A 17,341-nucleotide genomic window follows, 5' to 3' on the forward strand; every position below is an offset into this window, starting at 1 on the left:
GTTCGGTTTTGTTTTCACCAAGCGAGGCGGATGACGGCGTTGACCGAATGGCGATTATAATCACTGCCGGTTTCGTAATCATAGCCGGCCGAGAACAGGGAATTGCGGGTGATGGCAAAACGCACACCGAGGCCGGCCATAAAAGCGCCGCGGTCGTAGTTGTCGCCGATGAGCGTGAAGGTATCCGCGGGGCTGGCGGCAAAGGCGGCGGCGAGATGATTTTGCTCGTCCTTCAGCGCGGCGCGCCAGCCGAGCAGGAGGTCGAACACGCCGGGCAGTTTCCACGGCGTGGCAAACCCCTGGGAGACTTGCACGCTCGCGAGGCCTTCCCAACGCTCGGTTTTGAAGTTATCCACCAGAATCGCACCCGGGCCGGTTTCGCTCTGCTCATGATAATCGAGGCTCATGTAGCGCACGGCGACAGCGGGCTTGATCGTGCCGTTTTTCCAGGCAGCCAACACCGTGCCGATTTCAACGCCGCCGCCGGCGGTGTAGGCATTGTATTCGCCGGTGGCGTAGCCGGTCTGCTCGAAGCGGGAGGTATCCGCATCGAACGTCCCGATCGTGATGTCGCCGGCGATATAAACCGGGCCGAAGCGCATCACGCCGTAAGCGCCGCCGTAAGGCAGGTCGGCATTGGTCTCGGCCTGGTTGTCGGTTCTGATTTTCACATGAGAAAATCCCGCGTAGGCGCCAATCAGGAATTTTTCGGAAACCGCGTAATCAAAGCCCGCGATTGCACCGTAGGCATCGTCCTTGTAACCGATCCGTCCGTCGCCGCCATCGCGATCGCCAAAGGTGCCGATGCCTTTTATCCAGAAACTATTCGCAGGATCATTGGACCGGCGCCCGGTGCGGGCATTGAGGAAGCTCTCGCCGAGACGCGAGTAAACCGCGGTGATGGACGCGGTCATCGCGTCGAAGGCGACGGCAATGTCCTTGCCTGGGTTGGCCGCCTGGTTGACGGCGCCGACGATGAGGTTGCCGTCTCCATCGATCGCAAAGGCGGTCACGTCCATGCCGGTGTTGGGGCCGGTATCATAAACGACACCGTTGTCAGTGATGCCCGAGGCCGCCCTGGCCAGCGTATGGGAGCCGGAGGTCACCATGCCGAGGGCGAGGGTGGAGCTGGCTTGCAGGGTGAGCGCGCCCGCGAGGTTCAGCATGGGCTGGCCGTCCGCGATGGCGTTGAACACGAGCTTGCCGCCGGCGGCCACGGTCAGGTTTTTCGCGGCGGTGTTGGCGACGCCGAGGTTGAGTGTGCCGCCGTTGTTGACGGCGACGTCGGAGGTCGCGCCGCCAAGCGCGCCCGCCACGCCGGCGGTGAGGTTTGCGCCTTGGCTAAGGGTGAGTCGCTGCAACGCGTTCGCTCCGCCAAAGGCCAGCGTGCTGTTGCCAATCTCCACCGCGTTGCCGGTGAGAGCGTTGTTCACGCTGCCGGAGACGATGTCCCGAAACTCAAGCGTGGAGGTCGCGCCGATGGCGACCGCACCCGCGCCGATGGCGGAGGCGTGGTTCGCCGCGACCACACGGGCGGTATTGATGTGGAGGCCGCCGCTGAAGGTGTTCGCGCCCGCGAGACCGATGGTGCCGGTGCCGTCGAGGGTGAGCGCGCCCGCGCCGCCGATGACTCCGGCGAGGGCGGCATTGTTCGCGCCGGCGTCGAGCGTGAGGCCGGAGGCGCCGAGGTTGATGGCGTTGGCGATGGCGAGGCCGTCGGCGTCGAGGTAAAGCACGGGCGGGACGCCCGTGCCACCCGATCCGGAGGCGGCGGTGACCGCAAGTGTGCCGGTGCCGAGCGCGGCGTTGTGTCCGAGTCCGAGCGTGCCGGCCGCGAGGTCCACGCCGCCGGTGTGGGCGCTGGAGCCGGTGAGCGAAAGTTTTCCGGCTCCGGTCTTGACGAGTTTGCCCGCGCCGCTGAACGCGCCGGAGAAGGCGGTCGTGCCGGTGTTTTGCGCGGTGAGGGTCGAGGAGCCGAGCAGGACGGCGCCCGCCCCGGTGAGGTTTTGCGCGGTCTGGTCGTGGCCGCCGAGGTCGAGGGCCGCGCCGGACTTCACGTCAACGGAGGTGCTCGCGGCAAAGGCGTTGCCGACACCGGCCTTCAGGGTGCCGGTGTTGACGATGGTCGTGCCGGTGTGGGTGTTTTGTCTCTCAAGGGTGATCGCCCCGGCGGCGTTGATCTCGACCGCGCCGGAGCCGGTGAGCACGGCGGAGAGGGTCGAGTCCGTGGCGCTGGTGTTGTCGAGGATGAGGGTTTTGCCGTCATGGATATCAATCTGTGAAAGACCATAACCCATGTAGATACCGTCGGTTTGCTTGCTCGCGGCATAGCTGTAGCTGGCAGTGGCGACGGTGCCGCCGATGGTCTGAACAACGCTGGCGGTGGCGGCGGCAAGCGCGGAGCCGTCGAGCGCGGTGAGCGTCACGTCGCCGGAGCCGGTGACGGCGCCCGCGGCGACGAGTCTCACGTTGGCCGCGCCGTCCTGGTCGAGGAGGTTGAGGGCGGGCGGGACGGCGGGGTTGTATTGGGTTCCTGAATACTGCGAGGCATCCACGCCGATGCTGGTGCTGCCCGTGCCGAGGTCGAGGGTGGCGACGGTGAGGAGCTTGCCGACGGGGACTCCGCCGACGGTCTCGATGTCGAGGCGTCCGCCCGCGAGGGTGAGGGTGGCGATGGTGAAGGCGGCGCCGCTTTTTTGCGCGACCGCATCGGCGTTGAGCACGAGGTTCGCGCCGGCGCCGGAAAGCGCGGCGGCGGCGTTTTCGTCGAGCGTCAGCGTGCCTTTGTTCAGCCGGAGCGTGCCGGTGAAGGTGCTGGTGTTGTTGGCAAAACTGAACGCGTCGGCGGTGGCGGCGAGGTTGATGTTGACGATGCCGTTGCCGGCGAGGGCGCGGGTGAAGGAGAACGGGGACGACGCGGCGGTGGCGATGTCGAGCGTGCCGGCGCTGCCGACCGCAACGGTGCCGTTGGCGGAACCGAGGGCGGAGGCGGTCGCGGCGACGAGCGCGCCTTCATTGACGGCGAGCGCGCCGGCAAAGGTGTTGCCGCCGGTGAGGGCGAGCGTGCCGGTGCCGATCTTGGCCAGGCCGCCGTCACCGCTGATCACTCCGGCGAGCGTGCCGCTGTTCGCGGCGGTGTCGAGGACGAGGGTGTTGGCGGAGGCGCCGAGGGCAATGGCGTTGGCCAGCGCGAGGTCGGCGGCGGCGAGGCGCACGGTGGCGTTGCCGGCATTGACGAGCGTGCCGGTGCCGAGGGCGTTGTTGTGGCCGAGGGCGAGCACGCCGGCGGCGAGCGTGGTGTTGCCGGCATGGGTGTTGGCGGCGGTGAGGGTGAGCGTGCCGGTGCCGATCTTGGCGAGGCCGCCGGTCGTCCCCGCGATGGCGCCGGAGAGGGTCGTGGCGTGGGCTTGCGTGTCGATGGTCAGCGTGTTCGCGCCGAGGTCGATGGTGTTGGCCAGCGCGAGGGCGTCGATGCCGGCCTGAAGGGTCGCCGCGCCGCCGACGGTGATTGGCGAAGTGCCGGAGGCGCCCGCGCTGGCGAGAGCGAGCGTGCCGGAGTTCAGGTCGATGCCGCCTTTGAAGTCGTTGGTGCCGGTGTTGGCGAGGGTGAGTTTGCCGGCGCCGCTCTTGACGAGTTTGCCGGTGGCGGTGAAGGCTTCGGAGCCGATCTTGCTCGCGGCGTCGGCGGTGATGGCCGCGCCGGTGAAGCTGTAGTCGGCGGCGCCGTCCACTTCCATGCCGGAGACCGTGATGGAGGAACCGGCGATGGCGATGGCGTGCGTGGCGGGCAGTGAATCGGTGTCGTTGAAAACGACTTTGTCACCCTCGGCGAAGGTGGTGACGTCGTTGCTGCCGCTCCAGTTCCGGCTGGCGTCGTCCCATGTGGTGGCGGCAGCGCCGGTGCCCGTCCAGGTAAGCGCGCGCGAGTCGTCGGAGGAGCCGGTGACGACGAGGTCGTTGCCCGAAGTCGAGAGGCGCATGATCTGGCGCGCGCCGGATTGCACGCGCCCGCCGATGGTGACGGCGAGGTTTTCAAGGTCGTCCACGCCGGCGGCCCCGCCGTTGACCGTGATAATGGTGCCCGAGCCGAGAAGGAAACGGCTCACGTCGATGATGTTGGAGCCCGTCACCGCGGCGAGCGTGGCGACGGTGAGTTTGTCGGCGGTGCGAATCGCGTCCTGCTCGAAGAGGTCGAACTTGAGGGTCGCACCCTGAAGCGTGAGGTTTTCGATGGAGAGCTGCTCGGCCAGCGCGGGATCGCCGGCCGCGCTGTGGTCCGCGCCGACCTGTAGAATCGAGCCGGCCTGCGCGATCACGGCGCCGGTGTAGGCGCCCGCGCCGCCGAACAGCGCGCCGCTGCCGGTGGTGACGGCGCCGCCGAGCTTCGCGCCGGCGTTGCCGAGGAGGAGCGAGCCGGCGTTCACGTTGAACGCGGCGGTGTAGGCGCTGCTGTCGGCGTGGAGCACGAGCGCGCCCGCGCCGTTTTTGTCGATGGCCGAGGTGGCGTGCGAACTGGCAAGCGTGTCCTTCGCGGTGTCGGACGCCGAGCCGATGACAAGAGTCTGGCTGCCGCTGATGTCGATGGCGGCGCGGGCGGCGGCTCCGTTTTGATAAAGGAAGCCGCCGCTCGCAGCGGAAGCGGCGGTATTGCCGGCATAGGTCGCGCTGGTGGCGAGGTTGAGGATGAGCGTGCCGGTGTTGTAGATGGCGCCGCCGGTGCCGGTGGCCGTGTTGCCGGTGAAGATCGCGTTGTTCAAGGTGAGCAACGAGCTGGCCTGCGAATTATTGATGGCGCCCCCGACGCGCGCCGCGCCGCTGGCGGCGTTGCCCTCGAAGGTGGCATTGTCGAGCCGCACCTTGCTGTTTGCGCCGGTCTGCATGGCGCCGCCGTTGGCCAGGCTGCTGTTGTTTTTGAACAGCACTTCCATCGCGCCGGTGCCGGTGGCGGAAATGATTTCAAAATCATTGTTGTTGCCGATGAACAGCACGCCGCCGCCGGAAGTGGACTTGATATCCTCAAAGGCCAGCGTCTTGCCCTCCGCCACAAGAAAACCGCCATTCACGGCGTTTGCCGGACTGGCAATGGAGGCCATGTTCAGCCGTGAATTATTATTGGTTCCGCTTTCACCGAGAAATGTCAGATTATCATTAATGACAATGCGCGGCGCCGTGGCCGTGCCGCCACCGAAGATCACCACGCCCAGTCGGGCGCCAAGTTGCCCCGCAACGGATACGGCAATCCTGCCGTCGTTATGCGTGATGCCGGCAAAAGCGTTCGCTCCCGCGTTATCAAAGGTGAGCGTGCCGGTGCCGGATTTTTCGAGCTTTCCGGTCGTGCCCGAAAATCCCGCATCGGCGGAAGCGGCGTTGATGGTGATGCCACCGCCAGTGAAAGTATAGCTGCCATCGCCCTCCACCTTCATGCCGGAAACAGTCACGCCCTCCCCGGCTACAGTGATGGTGCGGTGAGCCGGGTTGGTGGTATCCGCAGTGCTGTCGAAGGTGACGGCATCGCCGGTTGCAAACCGTGTCTCGGCGGGAACGGGGAGCACGTCGGCCCAATTGGCCGCGGCGGTGGACCACTGCGCGCTTTCGGAACCGGTCCACACCAGCGCGAGATTGGAAAGCGTGTTATTGAGCACAAGATCCTGGCCGGATTTGGCAAGCGAAGTGGAGACGATGGTGCGCGGGCCGCCCGCGAGGGTGCCGGTGATGTTGAGGCTGAAGTTGGAGGCATCCCCGGTGAAGCTCGACGAGCTGATCAGCGTGTAGGAGGAGGCCGAACCGAGGCCGGTGATATTGAGCGTGTTGGTCCCGGTGTCGGCGGTGAGCAGGTCGGCGATAATCTGGTCGTAGGTGCCGGCAGCCCCGTTGCTGCCGAAGAGGTCGAAGGCAAGGGAGACGCCGCCCTCAAGCGTGAGGGCGTTGCTGCCGGTGCGGGAGAAGGCGAGAGATTGCCCGGCGACCGCGCCATCGGCGCCGACCTGGAGGATCGAACCGGCCCTGGCGGTGAGGGACACAATGCCCTCGGCGCCGTTTTGCGCAAAGGCCTGGAGCGTGCCCACGCCGCCAAAGGCCGCGCCGGATTCCAGCGTGATGGCGCCGCCGAGCTTCGCGTCGGAGTTGCCGAGGATGAGACGGCCCGCGTTCACGGCGACGCCGCCCTGCCAGTAGGAATTGTCGGCGTTGAGAATGAGGTCGCCGGAGCCGGATTTGATGATTCTGGCCCCGTTGCCAGCACTGGCGATGGAATCGACGGCCTTGTTCGTTCCGGTCGCCAACCCAATGCTCAAGGCCACACCATCAGCAATATCGAGTTCCATGGAACTGGCCAGCGTCGCATAATAAAATCCACCGCCCTTGGCCTGGGCAATTGGCATGGCCGTGTCACTTCCATCAAGCATAGCGTCGGTGACAGCCGTTGTGTCGCTGGCCGCAATATTGCCGGCATAGCTGTAATTACTGGTGCCGCCGCTGTCTGTCATCGCGATTGTGAACGCCGTGTCGTTCTGGTTCGACCATACCGCCCCACCGACCCTACCGGCCCAATTGTTACTGAATATGACATTTTGAAAAATAATATTGCTGGCGGGATTGCCTGTGATGCCCACGGCGCCTCCATCGGTGCGGGCTCGATTTTTTTCGAAAAGCACGCCAGCCAGGCTTGTGCTCCCGGACCCCGTGTGGGTGATGCCAAGGGCACCGGTATGCAAGTCGGAATAGTTACTGGAAAACCTGCCCCCAGTCATGCCTAATATGCCCGCGTTGCGTATTGCACCGGTGTTGCCGCCGACGCCCGTGTGGTTCCCTTCAAAAATGACATTGGCAAGCGCCGCCTTTGCAGTGGCTGCGTTGAGCTGCATGGCGCCGGAGACCTTGGTTCCAATATTATAATTCCCCTTGAGCAACACATCCTGAAGGGAAATGCTTCCTGATGCGACATATATGGCGCCGCCATGACTGTTCGCCCGGTTATTTATAAATTCCCCATTCGTGATACTTACGGATGCATTTGCACCGGTCATGTAAATTGCCCCGCCAAAGGCGCCGTTTGTATCCTCAGCCCCCGCGTGATTTTCCTCGAACCTGACATTTGAAAGGATGACGGCCCCGTTGCCGCTGGTGGCGATCGCCCCGCCATGCCTGTTCTGGCCGAACGTGGTGTTGCTGGAAAACAGGGCGTTTGTAATATCAATCGTGCCGGTACTGAATATCACCCCGCCTGTTCCGGATGTCCTGTTGCCGACAAACCTCACGGTGCCGGAGGAGACTGCCGGTCCGATGAGAAGCGTCCGCCCGTTGCCGATGCTGAATGCCGCGCCGTTTAAGGCGGCGGATGCGCTGTTGGCGAATGACAAGGCCGCGCCATCGGCGATTTCGTAGGTGCGGTCTTCAGCCGCGGCCCCGATGACGGTGCGGGTGGAAACCGTGGTGTCGGAGGTTATGACCATTGTCTGGCCATTCGCATATGGGTAACCCGCCAGTGTAATAATCAGGGACAAATAACGCCGCCAAAAAACCGTCAACCCACCACCTCGACGCCTGTTGGTTAAATTACTTATTACTATAGTCATATAAATTTTACATCAACTCTTGTCTTGCCGTTTAATAAATTGGGCCCCAGCCGGCTTGCCTCAGCCCAAGGGTGTGTTTTATTTCATCGAGTCCTTCCCGTCGGTCAGCCATTCGAGGTTGAAACGGGCGATGCTGAGGAAGCGGGTGTTGAGGTTGTTGCCTTCCACGAAACCGCGCTCGTAGAGACAATAGATCGTGCCGTCGGGCGCGACCGCGATGTCGGCGTAACCGCCGCGACCGGAATCGAGGGTTTTGGCGACAGGCCAGGTTTTGCCTTCGTCGTGGCTCAGGCGCACGGTGACCTTGGCGCGGGGACGGGCCCCCCAGGTGGCGCGGATGACCTCGGTGTCGTCCGGATTATAGGGATGCACGTAGAGAAGGCGGGATTTTCCGCCGTCCCTGCCGCTGCTCAGGCGCGTGACGGTGGCGAAGGAAATGGGCGAATAAAGCTCGGGCTGGAGCGCGGGCTTGGTCCAGCCGGTGGCGCCATCCTTCGAATAGGAAACGGCATGGCAGTAGGCGCCGGGCTCCTCGTTGCGTATATAGAGCGCGACGCGTCCGTCGTCGAGTTGCACGGCGGCGGTTTCATTCATGTTTTTCAGCGTGTCGGGAAGAATTTCGCCGCAGTGCCAGGTCTTGCCGCTGTCGTCGCTGTAGATGGTGGCGACGACGGAAGGGCGGTGCGCCTTCGTGCCGCTGTTGCAAAGCCACACGGGAACGACCAGGCGGCCGTTATCAAGCTGGATGGCGTGGCCGGGGCCGGGGGCAATGACATTCCAATTGTAGTTATATTTGGTGCGGAACTCCTCCAGCGCAGGCGTAATTTCCACGGGCTCGCTCCAAGTCACGCCTTCGTCGGCGCTGGTTTTGTGGAAGACGCGGGCGTAGTTGGTTTGATAAAGGAAATGCAGTCCGCCGGTCTTGCGGTTCACGATCACGACGGGATTGTCCACCGTGACCTTGCCGGGGGCGCTGGCGATGACGACGCGCTCCTGCCAGGTTTTTCCTCCATCGATGCTGCGACGCATCATGAGGTCGATCTTGGCCCAATCGGACACGGCGCGACGGGCGGAATTGATGGCGATGACCGTGCCTTTCGGTGTCACGACGAGGCAGGGAATACGATAGGAAAGATAACCTTCCTGGCCGACCTCGAAAAGATCGGTTTGCTCAAAGGACGGGGCCGCGGCATGGGCGGCGACGGCTGCGAATACAATGCCGGCGGCAAGCAGGCCGCGGGCGAGGAGGGACGGGCACTTGGATTTATTCATGGGAAATTCAGGACAGGGATAATCAACGCCGCGAAAGGAAACCGGCGGGGCGGGAACTAATAATGGAAAGGCGTGACGGGTGCGGGGAAGCTAGCGCCAAGGAAAACGCCGCAACCGCAAGCAACAAGGGGAACATCATGGTCCTTTCAATGCACCTTGCCCCGGGAGATCGAGTGAGGCGCCGCAACGCGAGCGCATCCCCAAGTGGCGCCGCCTTGCCGCCTGCATATCATTCCCCGTAGCGCAGGCATCCCTGCCTGCCGTCGATACTTGATCGCGCGAAGCGCGGCATTTGTTTTTGAAAAAGAGAGTCAGCGGCGCTTCGCGCCTTTATTTGCGACGGCAGGCAGGGATGCCTGCGCTACGATGGTTATTCCCAATCGTCGGTGCGGAAGGGGGCGGCGAGGAGACCGCCGCCGTTGGCGAGATTGCCGAGCGGATTGGTTGCCCAGGCGTAGCGCACTGCCACGGGTTTTTTCACGGCGGAGGAGGAAAGGATGACCCTGCCATCCTCGATGCGGGCGTCGGCCCACACGAATTTTTTGTCGGCACCGGCAATGGCGAAGCCTTTTAGCTCGCCGCCCGCCGTCCGCAATCCGTCGGCGTGGTCGAAGGTGACGGTCACCTGATTTTTGTCGAACGCCGCCGATTTATACATCGGGGCCATCCAATATTTAACCGGCCTCGCATATACATCGTGCAGCGCGATGAGCGCGAGGCGGTGGGCAAAGTCGGCCTTGTTCTGCGGATGACCGTTTTTCTCGTCGCCGAGGCCGAGCGTCACGGCCATGCCGGTCCTGGACAGGCGCAGCGCCTGCGCCTGACGCTCGCGGAGGAGCACGCCCCAGCCTTTGGGCTCGCTGGGGAGTTTCTGGAGGGCGCGGGTTTCGGGGAGTTGCACCCACAAGAACCACATGTCACGGCCCCACTGCGCGCGCCAGTCCTTGATGAGCGTCTCCATCTGGAGACCGTAGTATCCGGCGGTTTGATACAAGGCGTCGCGCTCGCCCTGATACCAGAGGACGCCGCGGATTGCGCAAGGGATCACGGGGGCGACCATGCCGTTGAACAGGCCGCCGTTTTTATACATGACGGCCAGGTTCTTGAACGGCGGCGGGGCCTTGGGCGCGGGCCGGCCGGCGTCGAGCGCCTCCTTGCGCTGGAGGAGCCATGCGCGTTTGGCTTCGTCGGCCTCCTTTTGCGCGGCGGCGGGATCGTAGCCGGGTTTCAATTGTCTGGCGTTCCAGTCGAAGGAGGGCTTCAGCCCCGGTTCGCTTTTCTGCGCGGGCAGGCTGGTCCATGCCGAGATGGGCGTGCCCCCGACCGCGGTGTTTATAAATCCAAACGGCACATCAAGTGCCTGCTGGATCTCGCGTCCGAAATAATATCCGATGGCGGAAAATTTGGCCGCGGTGCCGGGCGTGCAGACAATCCAGCGTCCGGGGCGGTCGGTGTCGGGCTTGTCCGGCGGGACGTCGAGTTTATATATGCTATATACATACTCGTCGTCGTGCACGAACATGCGCAGGCGCGGGTGGACGGCGGCGGCGATTTCCGCGTCGGCGTTGTCCACCTGGCCGTGCAGGCCCTTCATCTGCATCGCCATGTTGGACTGGCCGGAGCCGAGCCACACTTCGCCGACGAGCACATCGGCGACCTCCAGCCTGTTGGCTCCGCGCACCGTGAGGGTTTGGGCGGAGGAGGCCGCCTGGAGCGGGGCCAGCTTGACGCGCCACGCGCCATCGGCCGCGGCCCTGGCGGAGACGGTCTGCCCGGCAAAGGCAACCGTGATCGCCTCGCCCGGTTCGGCCCAACCCCAGACAGGAACATCGGCGCCGGCCTGAAGGACCATGTGATCGGAAATGATCGCGGGCAAACGCACGGCGGCGCGCGCGAAGGCCGGGGCCAAAACCAGCAGCGACAGGAGAAGGACGGAGAGTTTTTTCATAAAGTATTCCGGGGCGCACCATGGTTCTTTTTTATAGTCCGCGGAACACACGGAATACACGGAAAGAAGATTTTGTTTTTTCATTTTTCTGCGTGTTGCGTGGGTTGTTTTATTAGTTCGTTTTTTTATCTCACACAAAGGCACGAAGGCACAAAGCGCCGAGAAGTGTGCCATTATAATTCATTCCTTTGTGTCTTTGCGCCTTTGTGTGAGATAAATGGTTGGTTTATTTTAGACAGAATGAACGGAATTAATAGAATGAATGCCGTCCCTTGGGCGGTCCGGGGCAGGAGAAACCTACATTGTTATTTTACGGTCTTCGCGCCCTTCGCGGTTGATGTTTCAAGCAGCCCGCCTTATTGGCCGGCGGCTTCCTTTTTCGGCTTGAAGGCTCCGGCGCGCTTCTTCCCCTCGGCGCGGTCGGCGTCGCTGATTTTCTTTTCGAGCGCGGCAAGCTGCCTGATCGAGCCTTTGTGCCCCTGCGCCGCGGCCAGGGAAAGCCATTTGTAGGACTCGGCCATGTCCTTGTATTTCGAGGTCTTTTGGCAGCGCACGCCGAGATTGCCCTGCGCGCCCGCGTTGCCTTGGCTGGCCGCGCGGAGATACCACGCCATCGCCTGGTCGAAGTCCTTTGCCACGCCCATGCCGCGCTCGTAACGAAGTGCGACGGCGAGTTGGGCCTTGTCATCGCCTTTTTCGGCGCGGGCGAGGAAGCTTTGGAATTTCCGCGCCTCATTGGCGTCTTGCGCGAAGAGCGTGGTGGAGAAAAAGGCGAGCGCGGCGAGGAGAAGGAGCCGGGCGGTGTGTTTTGGGAGCATGATGAGGCGTGGGTGTGTTTTGGGTTGGCGGCCCGCGGGCCGGGGTGTCTGCCGCGGCGCACGGCGGGCGCGGCGTGGGAATAAGAATGGCGCAGTATGGGTTTCGCCGCGGCGGCGGAACAATGGCAAAGCCATGGTTCTCTGAATGCACCTTGATCCATGCGCGCGCCGCGCGCAGCCCACGTTGTGCTCGTCATGGGCGCGATGGCTTGCCAGTCTCGCGGCCATGAAAAATCCCTCCGTCGATGCGGCCGGCATGCCCGCGGCCGTCCGTCTTTTCGCGAAATTCGAGACCGAGATGAGCGTGCGCCCGGACGACATCGATCTTTACCAGCATGTGCACAGCACGCGCTATCTCGACTATGTGCTGGCGGCGCGGTTTGAGCAGATGGAGCGTTGTTACGGCATGTCGATGCAGGAATTTTCGGCGCGCGGGCTCGGCTGGTATATGGCCTCGGCGACGATTCACTACCGGCGTCCGTTGGGCTGGGGCGATCGCTTCATCGTGCGCACGTGGGTGGATCGGATCGCCGAAAACGGACAGGGCCTGCGCGTGCAATTCGAGCTGGAGAAACTGCCCAACAAAAAACGCGTTTGCGACGGCCACAGCGACTATACACTGGTTTCGCTCGCCACTGGACGAGGTATGGTCATTCCCGATGAAATTCTATCCAAGTATACTGTCTTACAATAGTTTAAGTCCTATTTTGCATGTTAAGTTTTTCTGATACCCATACGCATTTTCAAGGACTTGCGAAATTCACCTTGCCTTTGTGCCGCAAGTGTATGGGCTCCGCGGACTCGTTAGAGAACGATAGGTGACAGCAACTGGTGAGTCGTCAGGAGAGCGCAGTGTTCAAGTGATGATTTCGAAACCCGACGGTCGGGAACGGACTGGCAGCCGCGCTTCTTCTACGAACTCAGAACATGACAGGTAATTCAAAACTATACGTCGGCAACATGTCGTTCAAAACGACTGAGGAAGAGCTCCGCGCCGCTTTCGAGCAGTTCGGTGCCGTGACCGATGTTTATGTCGCCATGGATCGCATGACCGGACGCCCCCGCGGTTTCGCGTTTGTGACCATGGGCACGCCGGAGGAAGCAAAGCTCGCGGCTGAAAAATTGAACGGCGTCGATCTCGGCGGCCGTGCCCTCACCGTCAACGAAGCCCGTCCGAAGGAAGAAGGCGGTGGCCGTTCCTTTGGTGGTGGTGGCGGTGGCGGCCGCGGAGGTTTCCGTGGCGGCGACCGTCGCGGCGGCGGCGGCGGTGGCTATCGCGGCGATCGCGAGAGCCGCGAAAGCTACTAAACCAGTTCAGTCCGACCGGACTGATTTTTAAAAAACCGGGGCCGCAATGGTCCCGGTTTTTTGTTTTCAAGATCGGGCCGCTCTCCCCCGCAGGCGAGGGCGTCCCTATTTTGCCATTTGCCAAACCCCGCCCGCCTCCTGCACACTCGCGCCCTTTTCAATTTTTCACATCGCATCCGCCCGAATCCCTCCGCGCTCTCCGTGGTCAACTAATTCCGAACTCCGCATTCCGCATTTCCCAATGATCTCCTGGCTGCTCAAGAAATTCTCCGGTCGTCACTATCGCAAGTTCCTCGAAAAGGCGCGCCCCATCGTCGCGCGCATTAACGAGATCGAGGCCTCCTACCAGTCGCTCGCCGACGAACAACTCCGCGCCAAGACCGACGAGTTCCGCGCCCGCGTGAAAGCCGGCGAGACCCTCGACTCCATTCTTCCCGAAGCCTTCGCCACGGTCAAAAACGCCGCCCGCCGCATCTCCGACCCCGCGCATCCGCTCCACCGGCACACCGTTTGCGAGCACGAGCAGGAATGGAACATGATCCACTTCGACGTGCAGCTCATCGGCGGCATCGCCATCCACCAGGGCAAGATCGCCGAGATGGCCACCGGCGAAGGCAAAACCCTCGTCTCCACCCTCCCCCTCTACCTCAACTCCCTCAACGGCCGCAACGCCCAGCTCGTCACCGTCAACGACTACCTCGCCCGCCGCGACTCCGAGTGGATGGGCCACCTCTACGGCTTCCTCGGCGTATCCGTCGGCTGCATACAGCAGCAGATGCCCAACGACCTCCGCCGCATCCAATACGCCTGCGACATCACCTACGGCACCGCCTCCGAGTTCGGTTTCGACTACCTCCGCGACAACGGCATGGCCACCCGCAAGGAGGACCAGGTGCAGCGCGAGCACTGGTTCTGCATCGTGGACGAAATCGACTCCATCCTCGTGGACGAGGCCCGCACCCCGCTCATCATTTCCGGCCCCGCCCCCATCGAGCGCGAGCAGCCCTTCACCCGCCTCAAGCCCGGCATCGAGCGCCTCGTCAACGAGCAGATCCGCCTCTGCAACCGCCTCGTCTCCGAGGCCCGCGACCTCCTCGAAGCCGCCCCCGGCCTCGCCTCCAACGCCGAAACCCGCCAGCAGGCCGCGATGAAAATGCTCCAGGTCAAACTCGGCGGCCCCACCAACAAGCAACTCCTCCGCCTCCTCGAAAACCCCGACTGGCGCAAGCTCCTCGACAAGACCGAGACCGAGATGCACAGCGACTTCCAGAAGGAGCAGCTCTTTCGCCTCAAGGAACAACTCTTCTACGTCATCGACGAACGCCAGCACCAGGCCGACCTCACCGAAATCGGGCGCACCAAACTCCGCCCCGACAACCCCGACGCCTTTGTCCTCCCCGACCTCGCCACCCAGTTCAGCGAACTCGAAAAAGACGAACGCTTCACCCCCGAACAACGCGAGGACATCAAGCGCAAGGCCCAGGACGACTACGCCACCGTCTCGGAGGAAATCCACTCCATCTCCCAGCTCCTTCGCGCCTACTCCCTCTACGAAAAGGACGTCGAATACGTCGTGCAGGAAGGCAAGGTCATGATCGTGGACGAAAACACCGGCCGCGTCATGCCCGGCCGCCGCTGGTCCGACGGGCTCCACCAGGCCATCGAGGCCAAGGAAAACGTCGCCATCGAGCGCGAGACCCGCACCTACGCGACCATCACGATCCAGAATTATTTCCGCATGTATGAAAAACTCGCCGGCATGACCGGCACGGCGGAAACCGAGGCCACCGAGTTCAACGACATCTACCGCCTCGGCGTGCAAGTCATCCCCACCAACCGTCCCTGCATCCGCATCGACCAGAACGACTCCATCTTCAAGACCCGCCGCGACAAATTCAACGCCGTCGTCCACGAAATCGAGGCCGCCCATCGCCGCGGCCAGCCCGTCCTCGTCGGCACCGCCTCCGTCGAGTCCTCCGAAGTCCTCTCGCGCATGCTCAAGCGCACCGGCATCGTCCACACCGTCCTCAACGCCAAGTTCCACCAGCAGGAAGCCGACATCGTGGCCCGCGCCGGCCAGCGCGGCGCCGTCACCATCGCCACCAACATGGCCGGCCGCGGCACCGACATCAAACTCGGCGAAGGCGTCCGCTACAACGTCGCCGGCGCCACCCACCCCGACCCCGAGAAAGCGAAACAAAAAATCCTCCAATACACCCTCACCGAGCCGAAAACCGGCGAAGTCAAAACCTACGACTCCGACAGCGAGGACGCCGCCGGCCTCCAGCTCACCCCCGCCACCAAGGAAGCCGGCGGCCTCTACGTCATCGGCACCGAGCGCCACCAGTCCCGCCGCATCGACCGCCAGCTCCGCGGCCGCTGCTCCCGCCAGGGCGACCCCGGCCTGACGAAGTTTTTCCTCTCGCTCGAGGACGACCTCATGCGCCTCTTCCTCCAGGGCAACCTCGCCTCGCGCCTCATGGAAGGCACGATGAAGGAAGGCGAGGAGCTCCAGCACCCCTGGCTCAACCGCTCCATCGAAAGCGCGCAGAAGAAAGTCGAGCAGCAAAACTACTCCGCCCGCAAACGCCTCCTCCAATACGACGACGTGCTCAACAAGCAGCGCGAGGTCATCTACGGCATCCGCAACGCCGCCATCCACGCCGACCGCCCGAAGGACATCATCTTCGAGCAAGTCGAGGAGGAGATCGCCAACCGCGTCGCCACCGCCGGCTTCGGCGAAAAAATCGGCACCACGCAGGCCTCCATCGAAAGCCTCACCGGCTGGGTCAACGCCCACTTCCCCATCGCGCTGAAAGTCTCCGAACTCACCGGCGACGACCCCGAGGCCGTCATCAAACTCGTCGTTGACCGCGTCAAGAAAGCCTACGAGGTGAAGGAATCGGTCGAACTGCCCGAGGCGCTCGGCTCGCTCGAACGCTATGTCATCATCAATGCCATCGACCAGCACTGGCAGGAGCACCTCACCGAGATGGAAAACCTCCGCCAGGCCGTCGGCCTGCGCAGCTACGGCCAGAAGGATCCGCTCGTCGAATACAAGAGCGAAGCCTACAAGTATTTCGAGGAACTGATGAACAGCGTGCGCCTGCAAATCTGCACCGGCCTCTTCCGCAGCGCGAGCAACCTGCAAGCCTTCGAGAACATGCTCTCGCTCCTCAGCCGCAACGCGAAGACCGTCGGCCCCGACAACGCGGACGCCGCCGGCGCCGCCGTCCGGCGGGCCACCGCGCAGGTGAAGACCACCATCACCAGCGGAGGCTCCGCCGCCGCCACCGCCGCGCCCGTGAGCGACACCCCCGAGGAGGAGATCAAACTCCCGAAGGTGACGGTGCGCCGCGAGATGCCCAAAGTGGGCCGCAACGACCCCTGCCCCTGCGGCAGCGGCAAAAAATTCAAGAACTGCCACGGCAGGTAAAAATCCCAAATCACGAAATCCCAAATCCAAAAAAAATTCCAATAATCAAAAGGCCAAAATCTCAAAGAGGCGGTCCCGCGCCGGTGATTGTTTGGGATTTGGTAGTTTGAAATTTGGAATTTTTTTGGGATTTGGGATTTCGTGATTTGGGATTTCTCCGCGAATTTTGGCTTTGTTTTTTCCGGTGCTCCGCGCAGCGTCGCGGAATGGACACGCAACAACAGGAAGTCCTCGACATTTTCACCCGCACCCGCGCTCTGTTGCGCGGGCATTTCGTCCTGCGCTCCGGCCTGCACAGCGGACACTTTTTCCAGTGCGCGCAAGTCTGCCAGCACATGGACGCCGTCACGCGGCTCGCGGAATTGCTGGTCGCAAAAATCGACGGCTGGTCGTTCACCACCGTGCTCGCCCCGGCGATGGGCGGGCTCGTCATCGGGCAGGAGGTGGCGCGCCAGACCGGGTCGCGCTTCCTGTTCGCCGAAAAGGATAACAACACGCTCGTGATGCGGCGCGGCTTCAAGCTCGCGCCCGGCGAGCGCGTGCTCGTGGTCGAGGACGTCGTCACGCGCGGCGGCCGCGTGGTCGAGGCGCTCGACATCGTGAAAAAAGCCGGCGGTGTCGCGGCCGGCGTGGCGATGCTGGTGGACCGCAGCTCGGGCGCCACGAAGTTCGGCGTGCCCTCGGTCGCGCTGCTCGAACTGAGTTTCCCCACCTACCCCGCCGACCAGCTCCCGCCCGAACTCGCGGCCCTGCCGGCGGAAAAACCGGGAAGCTGAGCCAATTTGCGAATTATACTATTTGTGAATCGAAATGACACTTTTGCTGGAGGGACGACCTCCGTGTCGTCCATCCGCCCGGAAACGGACGGCACGGAGGCCGTTTCTCCAAGCCGCCGTTACCCCAAAGTGCCATTCCGGTTCGCAAATGGTATAAAATTTTCGATTAACAGTGACGCGGCAGCGCCGGTAGGGCGAAGCCTCCGGCT

At 63.0% G+C, this 17,341-nt stretch carries 8 protein-coding genes; 4 read left to right on the forward strand and 4 right to left on the reverse strand.

The features are described 5' to 3' along the window. Positions 1–14: 14 nt before the first annotated feature. From OH491_RS12865 to OH491_RS12880, 4 genes are all read right to left on the reverse strand, one after another. Positions 15–7,451 carry an autotransporter-associated beta strand repeat-containing protein gene (locus tag OH491_RS12865; protein ID WP_068770902.1) on the reverse strand — a complete coding sequence of 2,479 codons (7,437 nt, stop codon included), beginning with the start codon at positions 7,449–7,451 and terminating at the stop codon, positions 15–17. Between the two features lie 201 nt (positions 7,452–7,652). After that, on the reverse strand, positions 7,653–8,846 hold the full coding sequence (locus OH491_RS12870; RefSeq protein ID WP_068770901.1) for a sialidase family protein: 1,194 nt from the start codon (positions 8,844–8,846) through the stop codon (positions 7,653–7,655). A gap of 370 nt (positions 8,847–9,216) precedes the next feature. Next, positions 9,217–10,794 carry a sialate O-acetylesterase gene (locus tag OH491_RS12875; protein WP_334319402.1) on the reverse strand — a complete coding sequence of 526 codons (1,578 nt, stop codon included), beginning with the start codon at positions 10,792–10,794 and terminating at the stop codon, positions 9,217–9,219. 356 nt (positions 10,795–11,150) lie between these two features. Continuing rightward, complete coding sequence (locus OH491_RS12880) at positions 11,151–11,612, reverse strand: tetratricopeptide repeat protein (protein WP_068770900.1); 462 nt, start codon at positions 11,610–11,612, stop codon at positions 11,151–11,153. A gap of 226 nt (positions 11,613–11,838) precedes the next feature. Between OH491_RS12880 and OH491_RS12885 the strand changes: the two genes are divergently transcribed. From OH491_RS12885 to pyrE, 4 genes are all read left to right on the forward strand, one after another. Next, positions 11,839–12,306, forward strand: coding sequence for an acyl-CoA thioesterase (locus tag OH491_RS12885; protein ID WP_334319401.1), 468 nt, complete (start codon positions 11,839–11,841; stop codon positions 12,304–12,306). Positions 12,307–12,539: 233 nt separating this feature from the next. Then, the gene (locus tag OH491_RS12890) at positions 12,540–12,920 is read left to right on the forward strand and encodes an RNA recognition motif domain-containing protein (protein WP_068770899.1); all 381 of its coding nucleotides are present in this window, start codon (positions 12,540–12,542) and stop codon (positions 12,918–12,920) included. A 241-nt stretch (positions 12,921–13,161) separates the two neighbouring features. Continuing rightward, complete coding sequence (gene secA / locus OH491_RS12895) at positions 13,162–16,356, forward strand: preprotein translocase subunit SecA (RefSeq protein WP_342751052.1); 3,195 nt, start codon at positions 13,162–13,164, stop codon at positions 16,354–16,356. 206 nt (positions 16,357–16,562) lie between these two features. After that, positions 16,563–17,132 (forward strand): orotate phosphoribosyltransferase, encoded by a 570-nt coding sequence (gene pyrE / locus OH491_RS12900; protein WP_068771165.1) that lies wholly within the window; start codon positions 16,563–16,565, stop codon positions 17,130–17,132. Positions 17,133–17,341: the final 209 nt, after the last annotated feature.

This window comes from Termitidicoccus mucosus, assembly GCF_038725785.1.
Lineage (GTDB): Bacteria > Verrucomicrobiota > Verrucomicrobiia > Opitutales > Opitutaceae > Termitidicoccus > Termitidicoccus mucosus.